The organism is Ereboglobus luteus (assembly GCF_003096195.1).
Lineage (GTDB): Bacteria > Verrucomicrobiota > Verrucomicrobiia > Opitutales > Opitutaceae > Ereboglobus > Ereboglobus luteus.
In genome coordinates, this window is the sequence record NZ_CP023004.1 from 2,347,924 (window position 1) to 2,374,578 (window position 26,655).

Annotated in this window: 19 protein-coding genes; 4 read left to right on the forward strand and 15 right to left on the reverse strand. The window is 63.4% G+C overall.

The genetic code is table 11. The features are described 5' to 3' along the window. Positions 1-2: 2 nt before the first annotated feature. Together CKA38_RS08860 and CKA38_RS08865 are read left to right on the forward strand one after the other, a co-directional pair. The gene (locus CKA38_RS08860; RefSeq protein ID WP_108825145.1) at positions 3-1,457 is read left to right on the forward strand and encodes an MFS transporter; all 1,455 of its coding nucleotides are present in this window, start codon (positions 3-5) and stop codon (positions 1,455-1,457) included. Between the two features lie 154 nt (positions 1,458-1,611). Further along, entirely contained in the window at positions 1,612-2,409 is a 798-nt protein-coding gene (locus CKA38_RS08865) for an alpha/beta hydrolase (RefSeq protein WP_108825146.1), read from the forward strand. A gap of 12 nt (positions 2,410-2,421) precedes the next feature. Here the strand turns inward: CKA38_RS08865 and CKA38_RS08870 are convergent, their stop codons facing one another. The 11 genes from CKA38_RS08870 to CKA38_RS08920 form a co-directional block, all read right to left on the reverse strand. Continuing rightward, the gene (locus tag CKA38_RS08870) at positions 2,422-3,456 is read right to left on the reverse strand and encodes a Gfo/Idh/MocA family protein (RefSeq protein WP_108825147.1); all 1,035 of its coding nucleotides are present in this window, start codon (positions 3,454-3,456) and stop codon (positions 2,422-2,424) included. 14 nt (positions 3,457-3,470) lie between these two features. After that, on the reverse strand, positions 3,471-4,112 hold the full coding sequence (locus tag CKA38_RS08875) for a ThuA domain-containing protein (protein ID WP_108825148.1): 642 nt from the start codon (positions 4,110-4,112) through the stop codon (positions 3,471-3,473). Positions 4,113-4,127: 15 nt separating this feature from the next. Continuing rightward, on the reverse strand, positions 4,128-4,820 hold the full coding sequence (locus tag CKA38_RS08880) for an SGNH/GDSL hydrolase family protein (protein WP_161554812.1): 693 nt from the start codon (positions 4,818-4,820) through the stop codon (positions 4,128-4,130). Positions 4,821-4,844: 24 nt separating this feature from the next. After that, positions 4,845-7,130: an FAD-dependent oxidoreductase gene (locus CKA38_RS08885; protein ID WP_108825150.1), complete on the reverse strand. Its 2,286-nt coding sequence runs from the start codon at positions 7,128-7,130 to the stop codon at positions 4,845-4,847. A 55-nt stretch (positions 7,131-7,185) separates the two neighbouring features. Further along, entirely contained in the window at positions 7,186-8,247 is a 1,062-nt protein-coding gene (locus tag CKA38_RS08890; RefSeq protein ID WP_108825151.1) for a Gfo/Idh/MocA family protein, read from the reverse strand. Between the two features lie 19 nt (positions 8,248-8,266). Then, positions 8,267-9,337, reverse strand: a complete 1,071-nt coding sequence (locus CKA38_RS08895; protein ID WP_108825152.1) for a Gfo/Idh/MocA family protein — start codon at positions 9,335-9,337, stop codon at positions 8,267-8,269. Between the two features lie 33 nt (positions 9,338-9,370). Beyond that, on the reverse strand, positions 9,371-10,108 hold the full coding sequence (locus tag CKA38_RS08900; RefSeq protein WP_108825153.1) for a sugar phosphate isomerase/epimerase family protein: 738 nt from the start codon (positions 10,106-10,108) through the stop codon (positions 9,371-9,373). Beyond that, on the reverse strand, positions 10,105-11,094 hold the full coding sequence (locus tag CKA38_RS08905) for a Gfo/Idh/MocA family protein (RefSeq protein WP_152032755.1): 990 nt from the start codon (positions 11,092-11,094) through the stop codon (positions 10,105-10,107). Before CKA38_RS08905 ends, CKA38_RS08900 begins: the two co-directional genes overlap by 4 nt. Before the next feature lie 109 nt (positions 11,095-11,203). Next, positions 11,204-12,463 carry an SGNH/GDSL hydrolase family protein gene (locus tag CKA38_RS08910; protein ID WP_108825155.1) on the reverse strand — a complete coding sequence of 420 codons (1,260 nt, stop codon included), beginning with the start codon at positions 12,461-12,463 and terminating at the stop codon, positions 11,204-11,206. A 33-nt stretch (positions 12,464-12,496) separates the two neighbouring features. Beyond that, positions 12,497-14,251, reverse strand: a complete 1,755-nt coding sequence (locus CKA38_RS08915) for an alpha-amylase family glycosyl hydrolase (RefSeq protein ID WP_108825156.1) — start codon at positions 14,249-14,251, stop codon at positions 12,497-12,499. A gap of 9 nt (positions 14,252-14,260) precedes the next feature. Further along, positions 14,261-16,306 carry an SGNH/GDSL hydrolase family protein gene (locus tag CKA38_RS08920; protein WP_108825157.1) on the reverse strand — a complete coding sequence of 682 codons (2,046 nt, stop codon included), beginning with the start codon at positions 16,304-16,306 and terminating at the stop codon, positions 14,261-14,263. Positions 16,307-16,506: 200 nt separating this feature from the next. On the opposite strand from CKA38_RS08920, the gene CKA38_RS08925 reads away from it, so the two are divergent. Together CKA38_RS08925 and CKA38_RS16740 are read left to right on the forward strand one after the other, a co-directional pair. Next, positions 16,507-17,643 carry a hypothetical protein gene (locus tag CKA38_RS08925; protein WP_108825158.1) on the forward strand — a complete coding sequence of 379 codons (1,137 nt, stop codon included), beginning with the start codon at positions 16,507-16,509 and terminating at the stop codon, positions 17,641-17,643. A 95-nt stretch (positions 17,644-17,738) separates the two neighbouring features. Beyond that, a complete protein-coding gene (locus tag CKA38_RS16740) occupies positions 17,739-17,867 on the forward strand; it encodes a hypothetical protein (RefSeq protein ID WP_257791564.1) in 129 nt (42 codons plus the stop codon). A gap of 38 nt (positions 17,868-17,905) precedes the next feature. On the opposite strand, the gene CKA38_RS08930 is transcribed toward CKA38_RS16740, so the two are convergent. Genes CKA38_RS08930 through CKA38_RS08945 form a run of 4 tightly spaced genes read right to left on the reverse strand, consistent with a single transcriptional unit; the run spans position 17,906 to position 26,640 of the window. After that, positions 17,906-21,061 (reverse strand): DUF4132 domain-containing protein, encoded by a 3,156-nt coding sequence (locus CKA38_RS08930; protein WP_152032756.1) that lies wholly within the window; start codon positions 21,059-21,061, stop codon positions 17,906-17,908. A 30-nt stretch (positions 21,062-21,091) separates the two neighbouring features. Then, positions 21,092-23,128 carry a hypothetical protein gene (locus CKA38_RS08935; RefSeq protein WP_108825160.1) on the reverse strand — a complete coding sequence of 679 codons (2,037 nt, stop codon included), beginning with the start codon at positions 23,126-23,128 and terminating at the stop codon, positions 21,092-21,094. A 51-nt stretch (positions 23,129-23,179) separates the two neighbouring features. Then, entirely contained in the window at positions 23,180-24,334 is a 1,155-nt protein-coding gene (locus tag CKA38_RS08940; RefSeq protein WP_108825161.1) for a VWA domain-containing protein, read from the reverse strand. Next, on the reverse strand, positions 24,331-26,640 hold the full coding sequence (locus CKA38_RS08945; RefSeq protein ID WP_108825162.1) for a DUF5682 family protein: 2,310 nt from the start codon (positions 26,638-26,640) through the stop codon (positions 24,331-24,333). Before CKA38_RS08945 ends, CKA38_RS08940 begins: the two co-directional genes overlap by 4 nt. Positions 26,641-26,655: the final 15 nt, after the last annotated feature.

Below are 26,655 nucleotides of genomic sequence, written 5' to 3' on the forward strand. Positions count from 1 at the left end.
TCATGTCATTTCATCACACCGAAAAACTTCCCCCCGATGTCAGCATCGACCAAAAAACCGGCAAAAAGATTTGGTCGGTGGGCACGCTCCGCTACACGCAGGGCGGGCTGCTTGTGTTGTTCGGGTGGCTGATGTTTAATGATTTCTTTTTGATGCTGATGGAGCAGATCAAGCCGAACCTCACCGGCATTCTGATCCGCAGCCACGGGGCGACAAACACTGAAATCGCGTTGTATTTGGGCACGCTGGGATCGCTGTTTACTTTTTGGATAAATCCGCTTGCAAGCACATGGTCGGACCGCACCCGGACGAAGTGGGGGCGGCGCAGGCCGTTTCTGCTGATCTGCACCCCGCCCATGGTTATTATCATGGGATTGATTCCGTGGATGCCCGATATTTGGAACTGGTTTTCGCACCTGCCGTTTGTCGCGCAGTTTTGCACGCCGGGGTCGGCGCGTGGCGCGGTCGCGGCGATCGGTTTTTGTTATGTGGTGTCGGGTGTGTTTAATAATTTTATTCTGGCGATCTTCACGTTGTTTTTTATCGACGTGGTGCCGAAGTCTGTGATGGGACGATTTAATGCGATTTTGCGAATCGTCACAATGATACAACAGTTTATTTGGAATTATTGGGTGTTCGGACTTGCCGAGCATAATATGAAATGGATTTACGGCGGTTTGGCCGGGGCATGCGCCGTCTGTTATATCGTGAGTTTGATCATGGTAAAGGAGGGCGAGTATCCGCCGCCCGAACCAATCGCCCCGGGTGTTGAAAAGCCCGCGTGGCATGTGAGAATTTTCGGTCCGGTGGCGACCTATGTGAAGGAGTGTTATTTAAATCCGTATTATGTGTGGGTATTTCTGGCGTTCCTGGTGTATCAGGGCAGCAATGTTGCGAATACGTTCCGGCTGTTTCACTGGAAGGAGACACTCGGGTTCAGCATGGATACCATAGGGAAAATGCAGGCGTGGCCGCAGCTTGGGATTGTGATAATTGGGTATTTGCTCGGCACGATGGTGGATAAATTCAAATCGCTTCGCATGATGCCGATTGCGCTGGGCTTGTGGGCTTGCGTGAACGTGGCGTCGTTTTTCTTCCTGCGCACACCCACGACAATGCTCATTTTCATGGGGCTTATCACACTGTGCCACTTTCTGTTTTCGATTTCATGGGGCGTGATGAATGTGGAAATTTATCCTCGCGCCAAGATGGGCCAGTTCTGCTCCGCGCAAACGCTTTCCGCCACTGTTTTTGTGATGCTGCTGAACCTCGTCGTTGGTCCGTTTTTCGATTGGGTGGACAATTATCAATTTGCCTATGCGTGGAGCGCGGTGTGGCAGTTTGCCGCGGTGTTTCTCTTTATAAAAGTGTATAGAAACTGGAAAAAGAAAACCGCCGAGGACGCGCGACTGGCGGCGGCCGGTGTGCCTGGGCTGCCTTCTGATATGAAATCATAAAACTTCTGTTTTCATACCCATGGGCAAGGCCGGTTATGTATAATGCAATTGGGCGGTTGCCTTGCACGCAGCGGATGAGGTTGCGCGGGCGGTGGCGGCGCACTGAATAGATACATAACGAGGAGCAGAAATCCAAAAGGCATCCCCATCCATTATGACAACCGACACAATCCCCTTGTGGAAGGACGCGGCGCCCGGCGCTCTTGGCTCCGCGCCCACCGATATCCCGACGCTCACGCGCCACGCGGCGGCAAACCCAAACGGCGCCACCATGCTCATCGTTCCCGGCGGCGGTTATTGCAGCCTGACCGGACACGAGGGCGCGGGGTTTGCCCCGTGGTTCACGCAACGCGGCATCACCAGTTTTGTCCTCACCTACCGGCTTGCGTCCAACGGTTATCGCCATCCGTGCATGATGCTGGATGTCCTGCGGGCCATGCGTCTCGTCCGGCATCTCGCGCGCAAGGAGGGGCGTGACCCAAGCCGCGCGGGCATCATCGGCTGCTCCGCCGGCGGGCACCTCGCCTCGACCGCGCTCACGCATTACGACGCCGGGCGGCCCGGAGGCGACGATCCCGTCGAGCGCGAAAGCGCGCGCCCCGATTTGGGCGTTCTTTGTTATCCCGTGATTTCGTGCGGCACGTCCGCCGCCCACGCCGGATCAATGGACAATCTTCTTGGCCCGAATCCTCCCGCCGATCTCGCTTGGCAAATGTCCACTGAAACCCAGGTGACGCCGCAAACGCCGCCCACGTTTCTCTGGCACACGCTGGAGGATCCTGTCGTTTCAGTGGAAAACTCCATGTTGTTCGCGAACGCGCTGAGGCGCGCGTCGGTGCCCTTCGCATTGCATGTTTTTGAAAAAGGCGGCCACGGACTCGGCATGCTCCCGGGCTCGCCACCGTGGACTGTGTGCCTTGAAGGCTGGCTGAGGGAGCGAAAGTTCGTGTGAAGGCGCGGGCAATTAAACTGAAATGGCGCGTTTTTGCCGGGTGCTTTGCATCGCGAGATCGAGGATTTGAATCGGACGGCGCGCCCACTCGGGAGTGATGACGAGCGGTTCGCCCGTCACAAGATGGGCGGCGATATTTTGGTAGAACTTTTCACCTTGGGATGGCGGATTTTTGCCGCGCGTGGTTTGGCGATCGCCTGTCGGCAGCATGATTGTGGTTTCGTATCCGGAGCTGTCGATGAGGTGCGTGCCGCGGGTGCCGACGATGCGGCCCATGCCGCGCTCGGGCAGCACGTCGATGCTGGTTTGCGTGAGGCTGACGCGCTGTCCGCTCGAAAAACGCGCGACGAGCTGGGCCTCGTCCTCGTTGAGCACGCCGGGCGGGTGCGCTGCGTTTTTTTCGGCGGCCCAAAAACCGTCCCACGCATAAGCGCTTACCTCGACGAGTTCGCCGCGCACGATTTGCAGGGCGTATTCGAGGAGGTGCACGCCCCAGTCGTAGAGACTTCCGCCCGAAATCTCGCGCGATGAGCGCCACCATTTTTGCGGCCGTTCGTGCGCGCCGGCGCGCAAGTCAATGCGGACGATGTCACCGAGCGCGCCGGAGTTAACAACGTCGAGCGCCTTCAATATACATCCGTCCCAATGGCGGTTGTGATAGGTGCTGACGACGGCATGGTGTTTTCCGGCGGTGGCGATCAGGGTGTCGCATTCGGTGGTGGTGAGCGCCATGGGTTTTTCGAGGACGCAGTGGCGTCCCGCCTCCAAAATTTGCACGCCGAGCGCGGCGTGGGTGTTGTGAGGCGTGATGACTGTGACAAGATCAACGGCGGATTTCGCGAGCATTTCACCGACGGTCGCGTAGGTTTCAATGTCGGGAAAATCAGCGCGCGCGGCATTGAGGCGGTCCGGGTTGATTTCGGCGACGGCCAGGGGCGTCATGCCCGCGGCTTTCATCTCGTGGAGGTGATGGCGTCCCATGTTGTAGGCGCCACCGTAGCCGATGACGCCGGTTTTGATTTCGGCGGGTGCGGAGAATTTTTTCATGATGTTTGTTGGTTTCAGAGAATGCGTGCCGCCCAGAGAAGGCCGCGCGTGACAAGCTCGAGGGCGGCGGGATATTTTGAGAATTCCCCGGGCGCGTGGCCGAGCGAACAATAAAAGACGCGCCCTTGCCCCCATTGTTTTGTCCATGCGACCGGCATGGTTGTGATGCGGTTTTCGTAAGTGTAATCAGTGTCGGCGAGAATGTGCAGGCCGGGATCGACGAGCATGTAGTATTGCTCGGATGAATACGCAAAACTGGCAGGCAAACCCGCCGTGGCGGGGTGGGCCGTGTCGCGGATGCGCACGGTGTAGTCGCCCACATGCGGATGCCCGGCAAAGATGCCTCCGGTCATCCATTCGTATTCGGTGTTGCCGCGAAAGGCGTCGCACATTCCGCCGTGAATGCCGCCGAGCCCGGCGCCGGAACGGATGGCGGATGACAATCCTTGCGTCTGCTCATTGGTGATCAGCCCCATCGTCCAGTTGGGAATAATGAGGGCGTAGTCGGAGAGGCGCTTTGTGTCCGCCAGGATGTCGAGCGAGGTTTCGTTGTCACACTCGACGCCCCGGGCGCGAAGTGAAGTGGCGAGAATCTCGGAAAATTTGGCGGGTTGGTGTTCGGGCCAGCCGCCGGTGAGGATGAGTGCCTTGGTCATGAGTGGGAGGGAGTTTTAGCGTGTGTTTTGCAGTTTCAACAAATCGGGAAGCAGGGCGGCGGCGATGAGGTCGTTGCCGCGGGCGTCGGGGTGGACGCCGTCTTTGGCGAGGGTTTCGGGAGGGAGGATGCCGTGGAGTGTCGCGAAGCGAGTGTTGTGTTTTTCGGCGAGCGCGCGGTAGGCGGCGGCGAGGTTGCGAAGGTTGGCCTCGCGTTCGCTGGCGATGGGTTTGGAGGGGCCGAGGGCGTCTTTGTTTATGTTGGGCGGAGCGATGAGGAGGATGGAAAAATCCGCGCCGCGGACGGCACGGGCATGTTCAATCATGGCGGTTATATTGGCGGTGGCCTTGGCGACGCATTGGGCGGAGGTGTCGCGGGAATCATTTGTGCCGAGCATGATCGCGAGCGCGGTGGCGCCGGGGTGTCGGGCGAGGGCGGCTTTGAAATCGGCAACGCTGCCGGTGGGGCGTCCGCCCTTGCCTTCGTTGATGAGCGTGAGCCGCCCGTCTGAATTGCGCGCGGCCCGCCTCACCCAGAGGCGTTCGCGATCGGCGGCCGGGAGCATGTTGCCCGCGGTGAGCGAATCGCCAAATACGAGGATGACGGCGTTTTGCTTCGGGGCGTTGCCCGAGGCCGGACAGACGGGACCCGAAATTGCCAGCATGAGGAAAGCCAGCGCGGCGATTATGGAGCGATTATGGGCGGGCATGAGTAGGGAAATCCGCATGCCGGATTACAATGCGGGCGCGGCCGCGTAGGCGCGCACTTGTGTGATCGCGGCGGGCGCGCCGTGCGTGGCGAGGACTTCGATTGAAAGCGTTTTTGTCGAGACGGGGGAGGGGAGCGTTATGGTGATCCAGCCTTGGTGGTTGTCTCGGATTTCGGCGAGCGGGCGCCCGTCGTCGGCAAGAACGCGGATGTCTTTTACGCAGAAGGGAACCGCGCGCTCAGGGTGCCTGTAAACCACGGTTTCCATCGGGTGCTCGTAATCGGCGTCGAGGCCGATGCGAATGTGCGAGATGGTTTGCGACTCGGGCCACGAAAGTGTGAGCGCGGGAGCGAGGTCGCCGTCCGCGGCCACCCAGGTGTTGGTTTGATTGGTGGGCCGGTGGTAGCCGTTGAGGATGTTCGCGGGCGCGTAAGGCCGGAGCGGCGGATCGAAACGGAGGGCAAAATTGCGTCCGTCCGGGCGCCTGTCGGCGCGGAAAACCTCATATTCCTCACCGCCGACATCGGTCTTTTTCTCGGCGCGCCAGTTGCGAAGGGCGAGCATGCCGGAGACGCGTCCGGTGGTTGTGTGCCAGCGGACGCCGGCGGCCGGACGCAGGATGAGAAACGCGTAGCAGTTTTCGGAAATTGTGATGTCGCTGAAATCGAGCGTGTGCGCCTGCCGTATTCCCTTCGTGATTGCGAGCGTGCGCGCGGCGAGAGTGACGTCTGGCGTGTGGTGGTTGGGATCGCTGGTCGTGCGAAGTTCCGCGTGGATTTCGACGGAGGAGTCGGCGTCGAGCGTGAGCGTGATGCGCGGCGCGGCGCCGGGCTGGAGGGGAAACAGTTGGGCGCGGGCGCAGTCGAGGGGAACCGCGTTGGCGTCCGCCGGCAGTGATTCGATGATGCGCTCGCTGCTGGCTGTGATTGCGGCTTGCCGCGCAAGATCGTCGGAATCGCGAAGCGGGATGGCCGGGATGTGCTGTTCGTCTCGCAGGAGCTGGCGTTGGAGGCGGGCCAGCGCGTCGCCTTTGCCGATGGCGCGGGGCAATTGATCCAGTTTTTTGCAAAGGGCGGCGGCGGTGCCGACAACCTGCCCGCCGATGGCGCAGGTGCACATGACGCGGGTGGAGCCGAACGCCACGTGTGTCGCGCTGATGATGCGGCCGGCGAGGAAGAGGTTGTTTATGTTGCGGCTGTAATAACAACGGTAGGGGATTGAATACACGCCTTTCGGAAAGACGTGATGCGATCCGGCGACGGGCGCGAAAAGTCCGTCGGCGGGATGGAGGTCGATCGACCATCCGCCGTAGGCGACGGCGTCGGGGTGGTTGCGGCGCCCGACGATGTCTTTTTGCGAGAGCATGTAGTCGCCCTCGAAGCGGCGGCTTTCGCGCTTGCCGGGAATGAGGCCGACCCAGTCGAGCGCGAGGTTTTCGGACTCGGGAAATTTGCCGGAGTTTTTAATGTAGTCCCAAATGCCATAGGTGACGCGCCAGAGCTCCCATTTTATTTTTTCGGTGTCGTGAATGGTGTCGAGGCGCCCGCCCCATTCGAGCCACCAGAGATGGCAGCCGTGCTCGGTGCCGGAGATGTGTTTGTGGCGCGGAATCTTGCTTTCGATTTCGGTGCCCTTGAGCGCGAAGGACGGCGCGACGTAGGGAACGGGATGGCCGGTATCGCGCGATTGGAAATAGATGGAGTGCCCGAGAAGGTGCCCGAAATCGTCCGAGCGCGCGAAGGCCTCGTCGAATTCCCCGCGAGGTTCAGCGCCCATGCGAAACGCGGCTCCGGCGAGAAAACCAAGGATGCCGTCGCCGGAGGCGTCGCAAAAGAGCGGCGCGCGGGCGATGTGCAGCGTGCTTGTCTGGGCGTTGAACGCGGTGACGGAGGTGATGCGCGCCTCGTCATCCGGATGTTTTTCGCAGGCGTGGCAGGCGGTGTTGAGGAGAAGCGTGACGCGCGTTTCGGCGGCGAGTTTTTCGAGGAGAATGGTGTCCCATACGACGGGGTTGCCGCCCGGGTTGCGCCAGACGTTTTCCATCATGATCTCGTTGATGATTCCGCCCTCGCGCGCCCAGCGGTTGTTTGTGGTCATGTGGACGGTCGCGCCGAGCACCCACAAGCGGACTTCGCTGGATGAATTGCCGCCGGGGACGGGGCGGTCCTGGATGAGCACGACATTGAGGCCGTGGCGCGCGGCGGCGATGGCCGCGCACGCGCCCGAAAGCCCTCCGCCCACCACGACGAGGTCGGCATCGTGTTCAATGGTTCGCAGGGTGCGCGAATTTTTGGGTGAATCCGTGATCATTTGATGTGTCTCCGAAAAACGTGCCGCCGTGCCAAGGCACACAGATTATATTAACTTACGACAATCGGAATTGTTGCGTCATGGATTGGATCACCCGGAGTCCGGCGACAATTTGTTCGGGTGTCGTGAGCGACGGATCATCGGCGGGAATTTCGCGACGGACGGCGCGGGCAAAGTTTTCCCATTGATACGCGCCGCTGCCGCCGGAAACTTCGGCGCGGGCGACAATCTCGCGGCGGCCGTTGGTTTCGCGGTTGCTCGCCATGACGAGCGCGAGTTCGCTTTTGGCGCCCGCGCGCTCGGGGCCGCAGTTGCGGTAGATGGTGCCGTTTTCGTAATTGAGCGCGAGCGTGTTGCGGTAGTGGTCGCCGTCGTTGATGCAGAACGAGGCGAAGATGCTGCCAAGCGCGCCGTTTTCGAAGCGAAGCGAGAGCTGGGCGTTGTCGGCGGTGGGGCGCTTGGTGAAAAGGCGGGTTTGAAAAACGTGCGTGCCGGCGACGGGGCCGAAGAGTTGGACGAGGTCGTTGATGAGGTAGATGCCGAGGCGGAAAATCGGGGCGGCGGGGCACTTGACGGGATCATCATACCAGGTGCCGTCGGGTTGCTCGCGGTAGGAGACATGGGCCTCGGCGCGCACGGCAACGGGGGCGCCGAGATCGTGTTCGCGCACCCAGCGTTGGATTTGCGCGATGTCCGGGGCGGGGAGGGGCGCGGGGGAATTGAGGTGCACAACGCGTCCGAGCGTTCGCGCCTCGCGGAGAACTTGCAGCGCGGCGTCGGGATCGGTCTCGAAGGGTTTGGTGGTGATGATGTCCTTCCCGGCGTTGATGATCCGGCGAATGAGCGCGGCGCGTCCGGCGGGGCCGGTGAAGAGGCCGATGGCGGGAATGGCGGGATCGTCGAGCAGGTCCTGGATGTCGGTGTGGATCGCGACCGGCGGGTGGCCGGCGGGGAGTTTTTGGGCGATGGCCTCGGCGCGGGAGCGGTCGATGTCGCAAAGCGCGACGAGGCGCAGATGCGGGGCGCCTGTGCCGTTCACGATTTGATCCACGATGTGCCGGCCAAAGTTGAGGCCGACCATGGCGAGGGGAATGCGGGTGTCGGGAGTTGCGGGCATGGGGAGGAGGGCGTGAGGATTATTTAACGCGCACTTCTTTTCCGGTTTTCGCGGAGAGGTAAATGGCGTCGAGGATTTTTTGGACGGCGAGCGATTCGGCGGGCTTCACATAAGGCTCGGCCTTGCCGAGAAGGCAATCGATGAAGTGAGTCATGCGGTTTGTGCTCGCATAGGGCGCCGATGTTTTGACCAGTTCGGTGACATAACCGCGCGGGGTGTCGCGAAAGAGCTGGAGCGGGGGAAACAGAATTCCCGCGTCGGTGCCGAAGAGTTGCGTGCCGTTGAAATCGGGCGCGGGCTGGTGCGCGGCCCACGATGCCTCGAGCAAAACGGTGCGTCCGCTCTTGAGTTTGATGAGGGCGACGGAGAGGTCGTCCACGTCGAACCGGCGGGACGGGTCGATTTCGCCCTTGCCCCAGTTGCCGTCGCCCAAGCCGCGCGGACCAAACTTCGAGTAGGTTTGCCCGCTGACGGCGGCCGCGTCGAACTCGCCCATGAGATACAGGCAGCGGTCAAGCGCGTGCACGCCGATGTCGTAGGTGGCGCCGCCTGACGCGTATTTTTTCTGGGTAAACCAGGAGCCGATGCGCGGGATTCCCGCGCGGCGCGTCCATGCGGTTTTGGCGTGGTAAACATCGCCGGGCACGCCGTCGGCAATGAGTTTTTTCGCGGTCTGCACCTCGGGCGTGAAGCGGTTGTTCTGGCCGACCATGAGAAGCCTTTTTTGGTTTCGCGCCTCGGCGACAAGCCTGGCCGCGTCCGCCGCGCGGGTGGCCATTGGCTTGTCGATCATCACATGTTTTCCGGCGCGAAGCGCGGCGAGCGCGACGGGCGCGTGAAGGTAATTGGGCAGCGCGATGGAAATGACGTCGATGCCGGGGTGCGCGATGAGTTTTTTGTAGTCGGTGACGACCTCGGGGATATTGTGGAGCTCGGCGGCCTCGGAGCCGCGCGCGGCCGAGGTTTCGGCAATGGCGACGACGCGGGCGTTCGGGTGCTTTTGAAACGAGGTTATGTGGTCAATGCCGATGCCGCCGGCGCCGATGACCGCCACGTTGTAGATTCTGTCGTTCTTCTTTTTGTCCTTCATAAATTGCGATGCGCGGGGCGCGGGCCGGCGTGTTTAGCAGCGGCCCCATTTTTTGAATTGCTCGATTGAGAGACGGATGGATTCGAGCGGTTCGTGGTTGTATTTTTCGATTTCAAGAACCTGCCATTCAAGCGCGCCCACGGAATCGGCGGCGTCGAAAATGGGGGCGAAATCAACCGGGCCCAGGCCGATTTCCTTTTCGTCCTTGAAGTGCATGAGCTTGATGCGGCGGCCTTGTTCGCGAATGAAATCGACCGGGTTTTTTCCGGCCGTGTGCAGCCAGTAAACATCGGCCTGGCAGAGGAGATTTTGGGGCGCCGAAACATCGAGCATCCAGTCGAGAATGAGCCGGCCCTCGACCGTGCGCACTTCGTGGTCGTGATTGTGGTAGTGAAGTTGGAGCCCGTGGGCATGGAGCCGCGCGCCGAGCTCGTTGAGTTCGCGCCCGAGTTCGCGGGCGGCCGCGGCGGTGGCGAGCATCTCGCGAGGGAAATATGGCACGATGATGTTTGTCGTGCCGAGCAGATGCGCCTCGCAAACGACCTTGTTAAAATCGCCGCGCAAGGCGGCGATGGAGACATGCTGGCCGGAGCACGCGAGGCCCGCGGCCTTGATCGCCGCGGCGGCCCCGGCGGCATCAAGGTTTCCGTAGCCGGCGGTTTCGACTCCCGCGTAACCGTGGGAGGCGAGTGGCGCGATGGCCGCGGCGAAATCGTCCTTCGTGAGCGTGCGAAGTGAAAAGAGCTGGAGGGATACGGGAGGTTTTTTCATTGGAAAGGAGGCGTGGGCGGGTTCAGGTTTTGTGTTGCGGATTGTTTTGCGCGAATGACCCAGCGCGTGGGTGAAAGTTCATCCTCGATTGAAAACGGCATGGATGCGCGGCCTTGGAGCGAGGCGAGGAGCGTTTGCAGAAAACCGCATTCCGGCGGCGTGGCATCGACGGGGCCGAGGTCGTCGTCTCCGATGACGAGACGCGTGGTTTGGCCGCCGCCCCGTGACTCGACGATGCCCAGTGTGCCGATAATTTTGAGCGATTCATCGCCCCATATTTTGGTGCCGCGGGGGTTGAGGTAATTGGCCGCGATGCTGGCGAGGCCGCCGTTTTTTAATGTGAGCAGGAATGACGCGGCCATGCGGAGCCCGCCGTCGGGGCGCGGATTGCCGAGCGTGGTTTCCGCGGCGCGAATCGATGCGATGGGAACGCAGGCGACGTGCTCCACAAAACGGAGCGCGTGAATGGCGTTCTGCATGATGATGCCTCCGTCAACAGCCTCGTCCTGCGGGCGGGCGTCGAAATATGGGTAGGATTTTTCGGCGATGATTTGCACGATTTCACCAAGGCGGCCCGAGCGGGCGATTTCGCGCATGGCGAGGTAGGGTTGCGCGAAAGCGGTGCCGGCCATTTCGTGGAAGGCGCGTCCTGTTTCGCGCGCGGTGCGAATGATGGTGTCGAGATCGGCCTCGGTCAGCGCGCAGGGTTTTTCGGCGAGCACATGCTTGCCCGCGCGGAGCGCGCGGATGGCTTGGGCCGCTTGATCGGCGCGTCGTGGCGAGCAGAGCGAGACGAGGTCGATGTTCGGATCCGCGAGGAGTGCGTCGAGCGTCGGATGCTCGCGAATCGCAGTGTCGTCGCGAAGCGGGGGCGGGAGTTGCCCGCGTGGGAATTCGCAAATGGCGGCGATGCGCGCGCCGGGCTGCGAGACGAGCGCGTTTTGGATTTGGTGGCCGTTTGTTCCGTAAAGAGCGACACGCAGCATGATGAGATTTATTTTGTTGATGGGGCGGGCCGCCAATGAGCTCGAGGCGGCGCGGATGTGCGCAAACGTATCAAGGGATTTCGAACGGAGGCAAAGGTGAATAATTTGATCACGGCGCCGGCTCGATCTTGATTTGATGCCGCACGGGCTTGACCGCGGCGCGCGAGTCCTCGCGCTGGGCGCTCATTTTGGAGAATAGTTTTTGCGTGATCGCCTTGTATTCGGGCTCGGCGTCGGGGAGGTCGCGGCGCCATTTGATGAGCGAATTGAGCGGGCCCTTGATGGCATCCGTTTCAAAACGCTGCTGAGCCTGCAATTTTTTGGTCGCCTCGAAGAATGGCGCGCAAAACGGGTTTTGCGGAAACTCGGCGGCCAGGTTGACGCCCGAAGCGAGTTGCGCGGCGGTGAATGTTTTTTGCGTGCCGCCCCAAGTCACGCGTGTTTTGGCGGGCGCGTTTTTGACTACGAGAAGCAGCCGGTTGAGCTCGTCGTTGAACGGAATGAACGCGGTCATGGCGAGCGTGCCGGAGCCGTTCGGCTCGCCGGTGAAGCAGAACGGGTATCGGGTGGATTCGACGTGGAGCAGGCCGTCGGAGTAGTTGATGACCCGGTGCCCCCCGGTCGCGCTTGCGCGTTTTGCCGCGTAGTCAACGGTGTAGGCGCCGATATCGCCGCTGACGCCGAGCGCCTTGAGAAAGGCGTAGGCCATGACGAGCTGGCCGTTTTCCCCGGGATGCACGCCGTCGCGGGCGAGCGCATATTTTTCGCCGTGCGCGGCCTTGGCCCTGGTCATCGCGTCCATCATGGGTGTGTGGACATCGGCGAAGAGGACGCCCTCGGCGGTTGCGACTGCGCGCGCGGCGTCGCGCAATGCCGCGAGCGTTTTATTATAGTCGTCCGCGCTGGCACCGGCGCGCTTGAACCCGGCGGGATCAACGACTCCGGGCGATCCGACAATGATCGCGCGCACGCCCCCGGCCTTGAGTTTGTGGACGGACTCCGTGGTGGCGCTGCGGTAGATGGCGACGGTCTCGTCGTTGACGCGCTGATAGCGCCCGTCGTTCATGCCGTAGCAAGTGGTGGCCACGGTGGGCTTGAAGGGAAGGACGTCGTTGTCAACGCGCGCGACAAAACCGCCCGCGCGCTCGCCGCCCCAGCCGAATTGCATGGACATGAGCCCGGGCGCGGGCTGGCAGAAAAGCAAGTATTGCTGGATGTGGAGCGAGTATAATTTCTGCTCGGTTATGGAATCGCCGCAGACGGCTACAAGGTCGCCCGGTTGCAGCACCGGGGCCGGTTTTGCCGCGCGGATGTCCTGGAGCGCGACGGCGATTATAAATGCGGACAAAGCAATGGTTAGTTTTTTCATATAATATAATTTAGTGTTAAAAATGACGTTGTATTATTCTTGTGACACAAACCACCGGACCGCATAGGCGGGGAGTGTTGTTTGCCCGGTTGCCGTCCCGCCCGAAATCGCGTCGCGCCAGGGCCCGCCGGGAAGTGTGAGCGTCGCGGGTGTTCCGGTGACGTTGTGCGCGGCGACAATTGTTTGCCGGGCGTCGCGCGATTGCCGGCGCACCAGGAAGAGCGCCGCGCCCTGGTCGAGGATTTGCTGCGCCGCGTCCGGATGAAACGCGGGAAGCGTGGCGCGGATTCTCAGCAGTTGTGTTATTCGAGAAAGCACCGCCGGGCGCAGGGACGCGGCGTCCGCGAGCTCGCTGTCGAGCGCGGCGGTGTCGAACGAGGGGCGGTTGATGCTGCGCGGGCGTCCCGTTGCCTTGACGAGGTCGGTGGCGTTGCGCGAGCCTAGGAGGGAAGGGAGGTAAAAGGCGGGGATTCCCATGAGCGCCATGGGCACGGCTTGCGACAAAACAAAGCGATCTATTTGCGTGGAGAGCGGAGTGTCGCCGGATGGATTGTTGATCGCATCAAAATAGGTGATGTTGAGTTCATACACGGAGATCGAGCCGTCGGAATTGAATTTGCCCGTGATGTCGCCGCCGTTTTTCCTGGCGAGATCGCAAAGCTCCGCGCGTTGCGCCTCCGTGAGGATGCCCTCGGTCGGGCGCATTCCGATGCCGTCATGCGTGGCGGTGATGTTCAAATAAGTGGCATTGGGGCCGATGTATTCGAGCGTGCGCGCCCAGTCGGTGAGCACGCTCGCATTGCCCGAGTGAAGGCTCCAGAGAAGAAGCGGGGGAAGGGAAAAATTATATATAATCTGCGCCTCGTCGCCCGCGTTTCCAAAATAACTGATATTCTCGTCGTGGGGGACATTGGTTTCCGTGAGCAACAGCACGTGGGGCGCGGCGATGTCTATAATATCGCGCCAGAGCTTTATTATTTCGTGGGTTTGCGGCAGGTGCGCGCAGGACGTGCCGATTTGTTTCCACAGGTAGGGAATGGCGTCCAGGCGGAGGACGGACGCGCCGTTGAGAACATAGAAAAGAAGCACATCGGTCATCTCGACCAGGACCTTTGGATTCTTGAAGTTGAGATCGACTTGGTCGGCGGAAAATGTCGTCCAAAAATATTCCTGTCCTCGCTTGGTCGCGAACGGATGCAGCAAGGGAAGATTGCGCGTGCGCAGGACGCCGCTGGTGTCCGTCTTGGGGTCGAGCCGGACAACGAAGTCCATGTAGTCGGGATCGCCCGCGCAATGCCCCCGGACGTAGCGGCTGTGCTGGGACGCGTGGTTGACGACGGCATCGGCGACAATGCGATAGTGCGAGGCGAGCTTTACCACGTCGGTCCACGCGCCCAGCTCGGGGCGCACCTGGCGATAATCAATAATGGAAAAACCGTCGTCGCTGGAAAAAGGAAAAAAAGGCAGCAGGTGGACGAAGCTGATGGCGTCGCCGATATTGGCGGAAAGAAACCGGTCAAGCGCCTGCAGCGGCGGGCGGTTTGCGCTTTGGATTGTGTCGGCGTAGGTGATCAGCAGGGCGTCGCGCTGGGACCAGCCGGACGCGCGCGAAATAATGCGCTGTTTGTATTCACGGGCGAGCGCGATCAGCTGGCGCGCAATGGCGCCGGCTTGTTCACTCGGATACAGAAGGGCGATTCGCTCGCGGATCGAATCCTCCTTTGTTTCATTGGCGTCGCCGGGCGAAACGAGGACGCTGCCGGTTGTGTTAAGATCGTTTGTTTCCATTATATAGAATTATAGTATGCGAATTATGTAAGGCTGCGCCCCGGCCGGATCGCGGCGGGCGACGCCAAACCAGCGCGAGCTCCACGGATGGCCGTTCTCGGACCACATGAGGCGGGTGGGGGGACCGGACTCGTGCCGGTGCGTCCATACAATGGACAGTCCGAGTTCGCCGCCGTCCGGCCATTGTGTGATGCCGATTGTTTTGTATGGTATGAAAATTTCGCCGCCCGTGGTTCCGTCGCCGCCTGTTTTATACGCGGCCTTCAATCCCGCGTTTGCATTCAAAAACGTGTCGCCCGGCTTGAGGATGATTTTGCCGGACGGTTTTATAATTCCATCAACCCATGAATACGGCCCGGCTGTTCCCAAGTGTTCGGGCGGGCGTGTGTCGAAATACACGGCAAACGAATCCTTGCCGATGTCACCGCGAGCGCGAAAGGCGAGGTGGATGCCATCGCGTCCCGCCTTGAGCGCCCATGTCGTATGACATTCCGCGGGTGTTTTCCTGTAATCGGCGTGGCCCCGGATCCAGCGCGCCTGCACGGGTTCCCCGACGGGAAACCATGCGCCGACGGTGTCCGCGCCAAGCCACTCATCGAGCGATCCATCGGTGATGGCCTCGCCCGAAAACACGGCGGCCTGGCGCACATAAGCGAGTTCGCCCGCGATTGGTATCTGGCCTTGTGGAGTTTCGATTGTTGTTGAAAGCGGAATGCGCCCGACAGGGGAGCCCTCGGGGATCGGCACATTGATTTTGCGGATGCCCGATGGTGTTTTAATGCGGACCGCCGCGGTCGCATTTGTGGCAACGATACGTTCGCGCACGAACCCTACCTCCGGGAAAAATGGCGCGGGGATGGCGCGGACGCGGTTTCGTCCGTTTGCATAATTCACGATTTGAAGAAAAGGCGCCGGCCCGGCGAACACATGCACGCAGGGATGTGCAAGAAGATCACCGGGCGCGCCGACTCCGGGCCATGTGAAATCGTGCGCGAGCTCGCCGCCGGGCTGAAGGGCGTAGGCGAGCGTCTCATGCCGGTCGTCTTGTGGAAACGGATAGATCGCGAGCGTGCCGGAGCGGGCAAGCGAAGTTGTGTTCGAAATGGCGAGCCGGGTGATAAGTGTATAGGCGCCTTTGTCGTTTTGTTTCCAAAGTGTTTTTCCCGTGATTTCGAGCGACGCGGGTGTTGTTTGCGAAATCGTGTTGGTGATGGTTTCGTAAACCGCACAGGCCAGCAACTGGTGGCCGTATGCGTTTGGGTGAATGGTGTCCCCGCCGTCCCCCGTTTCGGTCAATCTTGAGAAGATTTCATTATAATGACGCGGATAATACGGCCGGAGATTGCGGGCGGTTTGTGCGAGGCTGGCACCCGCCCCGGCGTTCCATAGCGCATCGAAGGTGCGCGCAACCGGCGTGTTGGTTTTGGCGCCGAGCATACGAAGCGCTCCGGCAAACCCCAGCGTGCGAAATATGGAGGCCTCTGGCGGCGGCGGATTTTTGTCACCGGGCCGGGCGAGAATGTTGATATGGGGCGTGGGTTCGAGAAGGATCACATCCGCGCCGCGCGCGCGCAGGTGATTGATGAGCCATTCTGTTTGCTCAATGTAGGATTCGACCGGGGTGAGCGCGCCTTGGTCGTTAAGCCCGAACATGATTAGCGCAAGATCGCAGGGGCGCGCATCAATGTCCCTCCCCGAGCGGCGCACCGCGGCATCGACGCTTTTGCCCGGATACGCGGCGCGCGCGACGGCGATATTTTCGTTGCCCGTGGCCCGCCGCAAATAACGCGCGAGTATTTCCGGATAGGGGCCGGTGGCGGTGACTGAGTCACCGATGGCGAGGATTGTGAACGGCTCGCCGCTTGCCAGGCGCTTGCCATTCAGGGGGAGCGTGCGGTTTAGCGCGGCGGCATCCGGCGCCGGGAGCGGTGTTTCGTCCGCAAAAGCGAGCGCGTCCGGATCGCTCCATGGAAATTGTGATTTTGCGTCCGCACGCGATTGACCCGCGAGGGCGAGGAACATCGAAAGAAAAATGTGCGTGATGAGCTTGTTCACGTTTGATTGGCAAAAGGGGTGAAGGCGTGTGCATGTTTGCTCCAATTACGGGTTTCGGCCAAGTCGTCTTGAAGTGTATGGAATATGTCCATAACCCGCCGCGCACACTGTATAGACTGTTTAAAACGCGGACGTTTTGGAGGGGATTGTGAATCCGGCTCTTGCAAAGTGTGCCGGCCCGCGCATCAATCGGCCGCGCTATGGCGCGCAAACAAGTTATCCGTGATCTCCCCTCGCTTCAGGAATATGTGAATGCGTTCAAATCCCTCGGCCCGCAGGCCAACCGGCAGGCGGCGATATTGGACCTGTTGCGCAAAGCCGCGGAAAAAATGCGCAGCGAGGAGTCGCGGCCGTTTTATTCGATGCGCCAGATCGCGGCGTTGTTTGAGCTTCCGCTGCGCACGGTGGCGATCGCCTACGAGCAGCTCGAAAAAGAGGCGGTGCTCAATCGCATCCGGGGATCGCAAACGATTTTGGAGGGGCGCGCGGCGACATCGCGCGATCCGGTGCGCGCGATTGTGGGGCTGCCGATCTGGCTGCACGCGATCGTCGTGTCGCCATATTCGCGCATGCTGTATCTCGAGCTGGAGGAGCGGCTGCGGTCCCACGGATTCGTCGCGGACATTATTTTTTTCCGGGACAAGGAGGCCACGAGCCCCGACTTTGCGAGGCGCCTGTTGCAGCACCGGCTCGACTATGTGATCTGGCACACGCCGCATCCGCTTGCCAACCAGACGCTGCTCTCGCTCAAGGATCACGGCATCAAGCAGATTCTCGTGCACCCGGCCGACAATCCGACGAGCATCACGCTGCCCATGTATTTGCAGGACTGGACGCACGCGTATGCGGAGATGGCGGCGACGTGGGCCGAGGCGGGGATCCGAAAAGTGATCGTGCCGGACCCGCTTTACCTGCCGTCGAAACGGGCGCTGCGGAGTTTCACCGTGACGCTTGAGGCGCGCGGGTTGAAGATAAAATCCGTCGCCGGCGACGCATCGACAATCCTGGCGGAAGTGAGGCAGCAGCCGGCCGCGCGATGCGCGGTGGCATTTCTCGACCAGCTGGGCGCGGAGACGATTTGCAATTGCGAACCCGTCATCATGGAGCAGGTGATGAATCAGTCGCGGGTTGCGTTTTGCCGGGGCCCCATTCGCGTGCCTTATTTTCAATACCGTCCGGTTGCGATTGATTGCATAGGATTTTCCCCCACGGAAGTCGCGCACCGTGTGGTGGGCGATTTGCGCTGGGGCATCGCGCCGCCCACAAAACAAACGCCCACATTCACCGCCGTCTATCGCCCGCAGGTCCCGCTGAGCGAGGCGGCGGATCTGCTGTGATTTATTAACAGAACGGACTCTCAAGCCTGCCGGCGACCGCGGTCGTGGCGATGGTGATCGCGGCGGTGGCGGCGCTGTTGTTCGAAGTCGTCCGCATGGGCAACACGATCTGGGTCGAGTGCCTTGAGCCTATTTGCGCGGGCCTGATCACCGGCGCCGCGCTGATCGGCATCGGCGACGCGCTGATACAAAACGTGCTGCCGACCGTGCTGCCGATCTGGTGAAGTAAAACGGCGGGATACTGTTTCCACCCAGCCTCGCCTCACTTCGCCTTCATCAGCAACAGCTCGCAATCGTTGAGCACTTCGCTGAGCACGAGCGCGTCAACTTGCGCGAGCGGGATTGCGTTTTTGTGGTCGGGATACATGCGCGGCGTGTAAAGGCCGGGCACAAAAAACACGCGCTCGATCGTCTGCTCGCCCGCGCCTTCCCAATAGCCAACCGAAAACCCTTCGTCGTAGTTGATCACCGCCGTGATGTCCGCTCCGGGGAATTGCTTCGTGTGCTCGTTCACCCAGCCCGCGTCCTGCGGTATGCCGCGCTGCCAGCCGAGTTTTTCCAGGCCGAACACAAGCGTCTGAGCCACGAGTTTTCCGCGCGTGGCGAGGTGCTTGATCTCCGCGCCCTGCGCGTGCTCCGGCGCGAGCGTGTGAATCGTCCGTCCGAGTTGCGCGAAGGGCGGCACGATTTCGTAGTCGCCAAATATCTGTCCCCACTGGTCGAGGAGTTGCTTTTGCCCGGACATTTGCAACGGGTGCGCGAGGCCGATGCTCGCGCCCGCCGCGTCGCCGGGAAGCGTAAAATCGGCGTCGTTCTCGTCGGCGAAAGTCTGGTCCTCCGTCACGCGAAACGCGCCGGTGAGCTTGCCCTGCGCGTCGTAAACACCCCAGAGCAGCAGGCGCGCGAGGTTGATCATCAGCGGTTGTTTTACGATCAGTTGCTGGAATTCGCCCGGAGCCCAGCGACGCCCGGTGACCATCGCCTGCTCCAGCCGCACGGCCTGGATTTTTGCGACCTCGGCGATTTGTTTTTTCAACAACTTCCACTCGGCCACGGCGGCGGGCGCGAGCGTGGCGTCGTCCTTCGCGCCGGGTTTTGGCAGGTCGGATTTGATCGTGCCGTCGGCATGGCGGATCATTGGTTTCATCTCCGGGCCGAGGATGAAGCGGAACTGGCGCGGGCCGAAGTCGAACACGCGCGAGCCGCGCTCATCGAGTCCGCAATCCGGCACGATGCGATCCTCCAGCTGCGCGCGCGACATGCCGCGCGTTTCCGCGATCGCCTCCATGCACTGCGCGGCGCGCTCCTTGATGCCCTTGAATTTCACCTTCTGCGCGATGCCGTTTATCTGCATGAGCGCGGTGTCGGTGCCGATTGCGCGCAGCACTTCGAGTCCCATGACGGCGCGCTGATGCTGCGACTCGCCCGGCCACACGCGGATGAGCGGCGCGAGTTTGAGCACGGAGCAGTCGCCTCCGAGAAGTCCGAGCGCGAGAAACGCCCACTTCTCCTTCGAGGGCGCGCCCTCGCCGAGCCAGAGCTCGAACAGCCGCCAGCCAAACGCGTCGAGGCTGTCGGCCTCGGCGTGTTCGCGAAGCGCGACGGCGAGCGGGTGTTTTTGCTCCGGCGTGCTCGCCTGGAGCGCGGCGATCACCTCGCCGAGTTGCGCCTCGCCGAGCGCGTATTGCCCGCCCGCGATGTCGAGAATGAGCGGCGTCAAGTCGGGCAGTTTCACCCACGCGGGCCTCTTGTTTTTTCCAAGCGGCGCGGCGGCGAGCGCCCCGCCCCACCACGCGGGAATTTTTTCCGGCGGCAGCGCCGGGTAAACTTTTTCAACGACATCGAGCACGCTCGCGCGGATGCGTGCGACGGTATCGGCGGGGAAATGCGCGAGCTGCGCCTCGATGAGCGCGGAGGCTCCGCGGCGCTTGAGCGTGTTGAGATAATCGACGGCGGCCGCCGCGCCCTTGCCGCCCCCGGCGGCGACGGGGATCAGCCCGGCCACGCTTTCGGCGGGATGCGCGTCGAGCCATTCGCGCGATGAGCGCGGGGCTTTTGAGTTGTGCGCGAGGTCGAGCATGTGCGGCGCGGCCTCGGGCGCGTGCACGCGCCCGAACTCGGCGAACAATTCCTCGGCATCCTCCTTTTTGCCGATTGCGGCGATGCTGCGCGCGATGACGTCGAGCGCGGTGAGCCCGGTGCGCGCGAGAAAACCGCGGATGTAAACAGGCCGGTTGAGCGGCAGTTTCAGGCGGCGCATATGAAACGCGACAAGCTCGGGCGTGCCGAGGCCGAGCACGATTTCCTGCGGGCAATGGTAGTGCGCGTGATCCCACGAGGTGTCGGCGGCGTAAAGGTTGTCCGCCCAGCTTTCGACGAGAGAGAGAGCCTCGTCACGCAGGCCGAACATCACGCCGAACATAAACGGCGCCGGCGGAGTGGCGTAAAAATCAGTCGGCCACACGGCGGAATTCCACGCGGCCTTGGCGGCCTCCTTCCACGCGGCGCGCTCCGCGGCGGTCAGCCACGGGAAAACGTATTTGCGAAACCCGTCGCGGTAAACGCGCATGCGTGTCATTTGAAAACCAAAGCCGCGTCCCCCAACCGGGCGAAACATGTATTCGATTAACTCGGCGGGCGTCAGCAAAACCGCGAGGCAACGGACAAACTCGGCCGGCACATAATTGTTTTTTGTATCGAGCGTCGCCGGCGCCTTTCCGGTGAACACGGTGTTTTCCTTTCGGATTTTTTCGGCGTGCTCGGCGGGTTTCTCATCGCGTTTGCGCGGCGCGAGCATGACCGAGCACCAGAACTCCGCCTCCTCGCGCGAAAGCTGCGTGACGGGCAGCGCGGCGGAAAAATCCCATTCCCAGCCGTATGTGCGCGCGCGCACCTTGGTCGCGAGTCGCTTCAGGCAATCCTCCAGGTCAAACGGCTTCGCGGGCGGCTGTGGGGCGAGCGCGGCGGACATCACGCGAACCGCGCCGTCGGGCAGCGGAAAATCCTCCGGCACGGCCGCCCAATCGGCGGCATCAAGATCGATCTCGCGGCGCAGCGCGGCGTTGATGGAAAACGCCGGCGCGGGTTCGGGTGCGGGAGCCGGCGCGGCGGCCGGTTGCGCGGGAACCGCCTCCTTCTTCGCGGCCGCGACGGGCGCGGGTTTTTCTTTTTTCGCAACGGGAGCAACGGGCGCCAGGGGCGCGCCGGCGGTTTTTTCGACGTAACCTTTTTTCGTTTTTTCGGCGACGAGCTTGTCGAACGACTTTTGCGCGTCGGAGTCGGAGGCGAACTCCTTTGTCTGCGTCTGGCCCGCCGTGCCGATGCGTCCGTAGTTCACGGTGTGCGCCTTGCCGTCGAGTGTGATTGTCCAGAATTTGTTGGAGGAACCGTCGGAGAATTCAAACGTGCGGGTGGTCATGATGCGCACGAGGCAACGGATTTCGGCGCGTTAATGCGATGTAAAAGGCGGTGGAAGAATCTGGAAATTTTCCAGTGTCGCGTATTCGCGAAACGCAAAATCGGCGGCGACGGTGAGCGCGAGCAGCGCGCCGATGTTTTGGGCAAAACCGTTCGCGTCCGGCACGAGCGCGTCCAGGCCGAGCGATCGCCCGAGCGCGGCGAGGCGCGCGCTTTCGGCGGCGGTCGCGGACGGGCCGAGCAGCCACGTCTCGGCGAGGTGCTCCTGCAATTCGTCGATGTAATCGTGCAACGCGTCGGCGGCGGTTGCGGCGATTGATAACGACGAGGAAAGTTTTTCGGGGGCAGCGGGCCGGTTGTCCGGGCCGCTTTGCGGCGGCGCGTCGTCAACCCACGGCTGGATGCAGGTGCGCCCGGAGGCGTTTTCAAAAACGACGCTCAACGGCGCGAGCACGAGCTCCGCGCCCTCAAGCCGGGCCTGCGCGCACACAAAACGCACGTTGCCGGGCGTGGCGCGCAACGCGGCGAGAAGCGACTCGTTGCCGGCGGAGGCGCGCGTCACGCAGGGGTGCGCGAGGACCGCTGTGCCGCCCTCGGCGTCGGCGAGGCGCGCGCGGATTTCCTGCGACGCGACGGAAAATACGACCTCGCCCGCGCCCGCGACGGGGCACACTGCGAGGCGCGCGGCGACGCGGCGCGGACCGAGCGCGGCGGGCGGCTCGGCGCGGAGTTGCTCGCGCAGCGCGGCGAAACTGGAAACGAGCAGCGGCGCGCGGAGCGTCTCCCACGCGCAGGCCTGCGGCGTCACGCTCACCGGCGCGCGGCCGGCGATGAAGCGGCCGGAGGGCGAGCGGCGCCCGCCCTTGACAAGGAGCTGTCCGCGCCCGATGGCGGCGAGCGTGGCGCCCTTGAGCGCGAAGGTGCGGGCGAGCGCGGCAAAACTTTTCGGCGTCCCGCCCGGCTCGTGCGCGAAGGCGCGCGTGATGGCGAGCGTGGTGCCGGTGTCGGCATCCTGGAGGTAGGCGGAAATTTCCGTTCCCGTTTTCCAGGTGCGCGCGGCGCAGCCGAGGCCGATCAGGCGCGCGGAGGCGATTTCCGTCTCGCGGTCGCGCGGCGTGCCGCGAATGAAAAGCGGCGGCACCGGCGACACGCCCGAGCGGATGGCGTCGGCGCGCTGGAGAAGCTCGGCGGCGAGCGCGAGAAAATCGCGCGGCGCGAAGCGGGCGTCGCGCGCGAGGTAGGCGGTGTGAAGCTCCGCGATGTCGTGCAGCACGTCGGCGGGCCAGACGAGCGCGGCGTCGCGCGCGAGCGTGGAAAGGAGGCGCCAGGTGTCGGCCTGGAGCGGCGAGGAGCGGGCGAGCCCGGTGGCGGCGAACGTGGCGAGTTCCGCCTCGATCTGGCCGAGCACGGAGAGCGCGGCGTCATCGGACGCGGCGGAAATTTCCGCCGCGGTGGAGACAAGCGCGGCGGTTTGCCCGGCGGGCATTTTGCGCGCGGCCCAAATGGAGAGCAGCGCGTGGCCGCAGGGCGCGGTGGCGGCGCAATCGCACACGGCGTAGCGCGGGTCGCGCGGCACGAGAAAATTAACCGTGCAGCCGAGCGTGTGCAGGTGCGCGCGCGGCTTTGCGCCCGTCCAGATTTGGATGACGTGGCCGGCTTCGAAATCGCGCCGCCAGCGCGCGAGCTCGGCGGGCGAAAAAAACGCGTCGAGTTGCGCGTCGGTGATTTCGGCGGGCGACCATTCGGCATTCGCGGACACGGACGTGTTTTCGCCTTTGGGCGCCGGCGCGGAGGTTTGCGAAAGCTGGTAACGGATGACGGTGCGCAGGACGTGCCGGCAGAGCGTTGTCGAGGGGCAGGTGCAGCGCGCGTCGGTGAGGCGCGCGCCGGCGGGCAGGCGGCATTCGGGGCCGTCCGACCAGCGCGCGGTGATGTCGCCCGCGGGCGTCTCCTCGAACTCGCACGCGAGCGCGGACGATTCGGCCTCCTGGCGCGCGCGCCGGGCGAGGCCTCGGTTCGCGAGCGAGGCGAGATCGTCGTCGTTGAGTGCGAGAAGGTCGGCGCGCATGGGTTTCGATTTTTGAAATTTGGGAAAATGTTTTCGTTGGGCAGGTGTTGCTCAGCCGACTTTTTGGGCGATCCATTCGGCGAGCTCGCCGGGTGTCATGGCGCCGACATGCGCGCCGAGTTGCGCGAGCTGGCGCGCGACGTGCTCGTCGTAACGCGGGCGCGCGTCGGGGTCGAGCGCGGCAAGGCCCAAGAGCGTGGAGCCGCCGCCGATGATGCGGCGCGCCTCGGCGTAAAGGCGCCCGACGGGCGCGCCCTCGAAGAAATCGGTGACGAGCAGCACGATGGCGCGGCGCGGATTGTCGATGAGCGAATGCGCGTAGTTGAGCGCCTGGCCGATGTCGGTGCCGCCGCCGAGCTGCACTTTCATGAGCGTCTCGACGGGATCGACGCAGTGCTCCGTGACATCGACGACGGCGGTGTCGAAGAGCACGAGGTGCGTGCGCAGCGCGCGGAGATTCCAGAAGCAGGCGGCGGTGATCGCGGCGTGGATGACGCTGTCGAGCATGGAGCCGGATTCATCGACGAGGATGACGAGCTGCCAGCGGTCGGTCTGGCGGCGCACACGCGAGTAGAAGTGCGGCGTTTGGAGGACGAGGCGTTTTTCGTCGGGCCGCCAGTGCTTGAGGTTGCGGCGGAGCGTGGTGCGGATGTCGAAATTTTTGGCAACCCTGACGAGCGAGCGGCGGCGGCGGTCGAGCGCGCCGCTGAAGGGCTGGCGCACCTCGGAGGCGAGCTTTTCCATGAGCTGCGCGACGACGCGGCGCACGAGGTCGCGGGCGAGCGCGAGCACTTGCTCGTTCATGAGGTGCTTGGTGTGGAGCACGGCCTTGAGGAGCGTCTGGCTGGGCTGCGCGCGGGCGAGCAGGTCGGGGTTGGTGACCATTTCCTGAAGCTGGTAACGCTCCAGCGCGTCGCGCTCGATTCGCTCGATTGTCTTTTGCGGAAAGAGGCGGTGAACGTGGTTGATCCACTCGGGCACGGTGAGCCGCGATTCGCCGAGATCGCCGGCGGGATGGCCGCCGCGGACGTTGCGCCCGGGGGAGTATTCGCGGTTGTAGAGGTAGGCGAGCGCGGCATCGCGCTCGGCGTCCTCGCCGGAAAGCCCGCCAAGCGTGGATTCGACGCCGTCGCCAAGCACAAGCCGCCAGCGCGTCTGGCGCGTGCGGGTTTGTTCATCGGAAGATGGCGGGGAAACATTACTCATTTGACGAGGGGAGCGCGGAGGCCGTGGCGGACGAGTTCTTGTTGGAGGCGGGATTCGAAGGCGAGCGCGCGGGCCGCGGCGGCGGGGGAAACGGCGAGCGCTGGAAGCGGCGCGGCGGCGGTCGCTCCGGTCGCCTCGAGGAGGCGGCGGGCGAGGTGGTCTTTTTCGCGGGGCGTGAAATAGGTGAAGGCGAGGCGGAGCGCGGGCAGCGCGGCGAGAAACATTTCCGTGTCGTAGGCGAGCAGGTGGCGGTCAATCGCAAGGAGCAGGTCGGGGTGGCGTTGCGACTCCTCGCGAGCGAGCGCGAAGACGCCTTGCAGGAAATCACCGAGTTCGTCGGGCGCGGAGGGGATTTGGCCCAGGATATCGGCGAGGCCCGTCTCGCCAAGCGACCAGAGCGCGCCCGCCGCGCCGCCGCGCAGGAGCGGCGGATGCGATGATGTCGCGCAGAGGCGGCGCAGCGTGGCGACAAGCCCGGCGGTGTCCCACGCGAGCGTTTTGCCGGCGGTGTGGACGGCGGCGAGCAACGCGCGCAGGCCCTTGATCGCGGCTTCGTCGGCCGCGGGCGCCTGCGCCTCGAGGAGCCAGATGGCGCGCGCGTGGGACTCGGTGAGCAGCGCGGCGATTTCATCGCGCGTCGCGGCTGCGGCCATGGCGACGGAATCGTTGTAACGATAAAGATAATACAGGTGGCCGAGCGCGCGCGCCACGCTCACGAAGGAGGCGTCGGCGCGAAGCAGCTCGATCACACGCGCGCGCAGTCGCGCAAAACCGTCGTGCCAGCCGGCGAGCGCGGCGTTTTCGACAAGGCGCGCGCCGGCGGCGTCCGGAAGCGCGGCGCCGTAGAGCGAGCGCTCGATGCACGCGGCGTCGAAGTCGGGCGTCCAGCGAAGCGCCCACGTTTCCCATAGACGCGAGAGGTCGTCGCGCCCGGTGAAGTCGGTGCCGTCCGTGCGCGAGAAGCCGGGGATTTCGAGGATGCGCAGGCGGTGCAGCGTGTGCGAGCGGGCGATGTCGCCGGGTTTGTCGAGCGCGAGTTCGAGGCGGCGCTCCTGGGAGGGCGGCTCGATGTCGTGCGCGCGGAGCGCCGCGGCGATGTCGGCGACGAGCGGCGGGAGCGGCGTGCCGGGCGCGAGGCGTCCGCGCGCGTCGCCGCGAAACACGGCGTGCAGCGCGTCGAGAAACGGATGCCGCGCCGCGCCGGAGCCGCGCGCCGCCGTGGCGATTTCCTCTTTCACAAGCGCGCCCGTGAGCGCGTCAACGAGGTCCGTGCGCCAGACGATTGCGTGGCCGCGCAGCGTGGCGAGCGCGGCGGCGGTGGTCTCGACCGCGACGAGGTCGGCGGTGCTCGCGGTTTGCCCGCGCGCGCGGAGCGACTGCGCTGCGGCGGCGAGGAGCGCGGCGTGCGTGCCCGGCGAATGATCCAGCCAGACGCGGTGATAGAAGCCGGGATTAACGAGTCCGGCCTCATAGCCGGTGAGCGAATCGAGGCGCTCGTAGGAATACGGCGTGAGCGCGATGCCGTGACCGCCGGCGGGCGGGCGCGGTTGACATTCAGGCGCGATGACACCGTCGGGCGGGCTGGCGGTGTTTTCATTGTATTCGTTTTCCGAATACAGGCCGTCGAAGAGCGCGGAGCTGTGGAAGCCGCCGGTGACGACGAGCACGGGGCCGAGCGGATGTCGCGCGAGCGCGGCGCGGATGCGCGAGAGCATGAACGCCTCGCGCGCGAGGTCGGCGGCGCTCGCGCCGCCGTCGGCGAGGCGGGCGTTGCGGCAGAACGCGTGGCAGCGGCGCAAAAACTCGTCTGGCGAAAGCGCGGGGTCGATTTCGAAGAGCGTGTCCCAAAGCGTGTCCCAGTCGTCCACGCCGAGGCGGCGGCAGAGTTGCGCGGTGTAAGAGGAGCGGCCAAGCGCGCCGTCGGCGTAACGGTTGGCGGCGCGGTCGAGCGCGGCGGTTTCGCTCCACGGCAGGTCGATGAACTCGGCGGGGATTTCGAGCGCGGCGGCGGCGCGGAGCGCAACCCACTCGGGGGAGAATTCACAGAACGGATAAAACGCGCCACGCCGGTTTTGCCCGGCGTCGGTGAAGTAGCTGTAGATCGCGATCGGCAGCGTGTGCGGCGCGAGCAGTTCGCCCAGGCGCGGATTAAAATCGGACGGGCCCTCGATGAGAACGGCGGCGGGACGGAGCCGGCGAACGAGTTCACCGACAAAGCGCGCGCACGCGGGGCTGTGATGGCGCACCGGAAAAAACACAACCGGCCCGTCGCACGACCAGAGTCGCGGATCGGCGTCGGCTTTCAAAAAAACTTCTGCGCG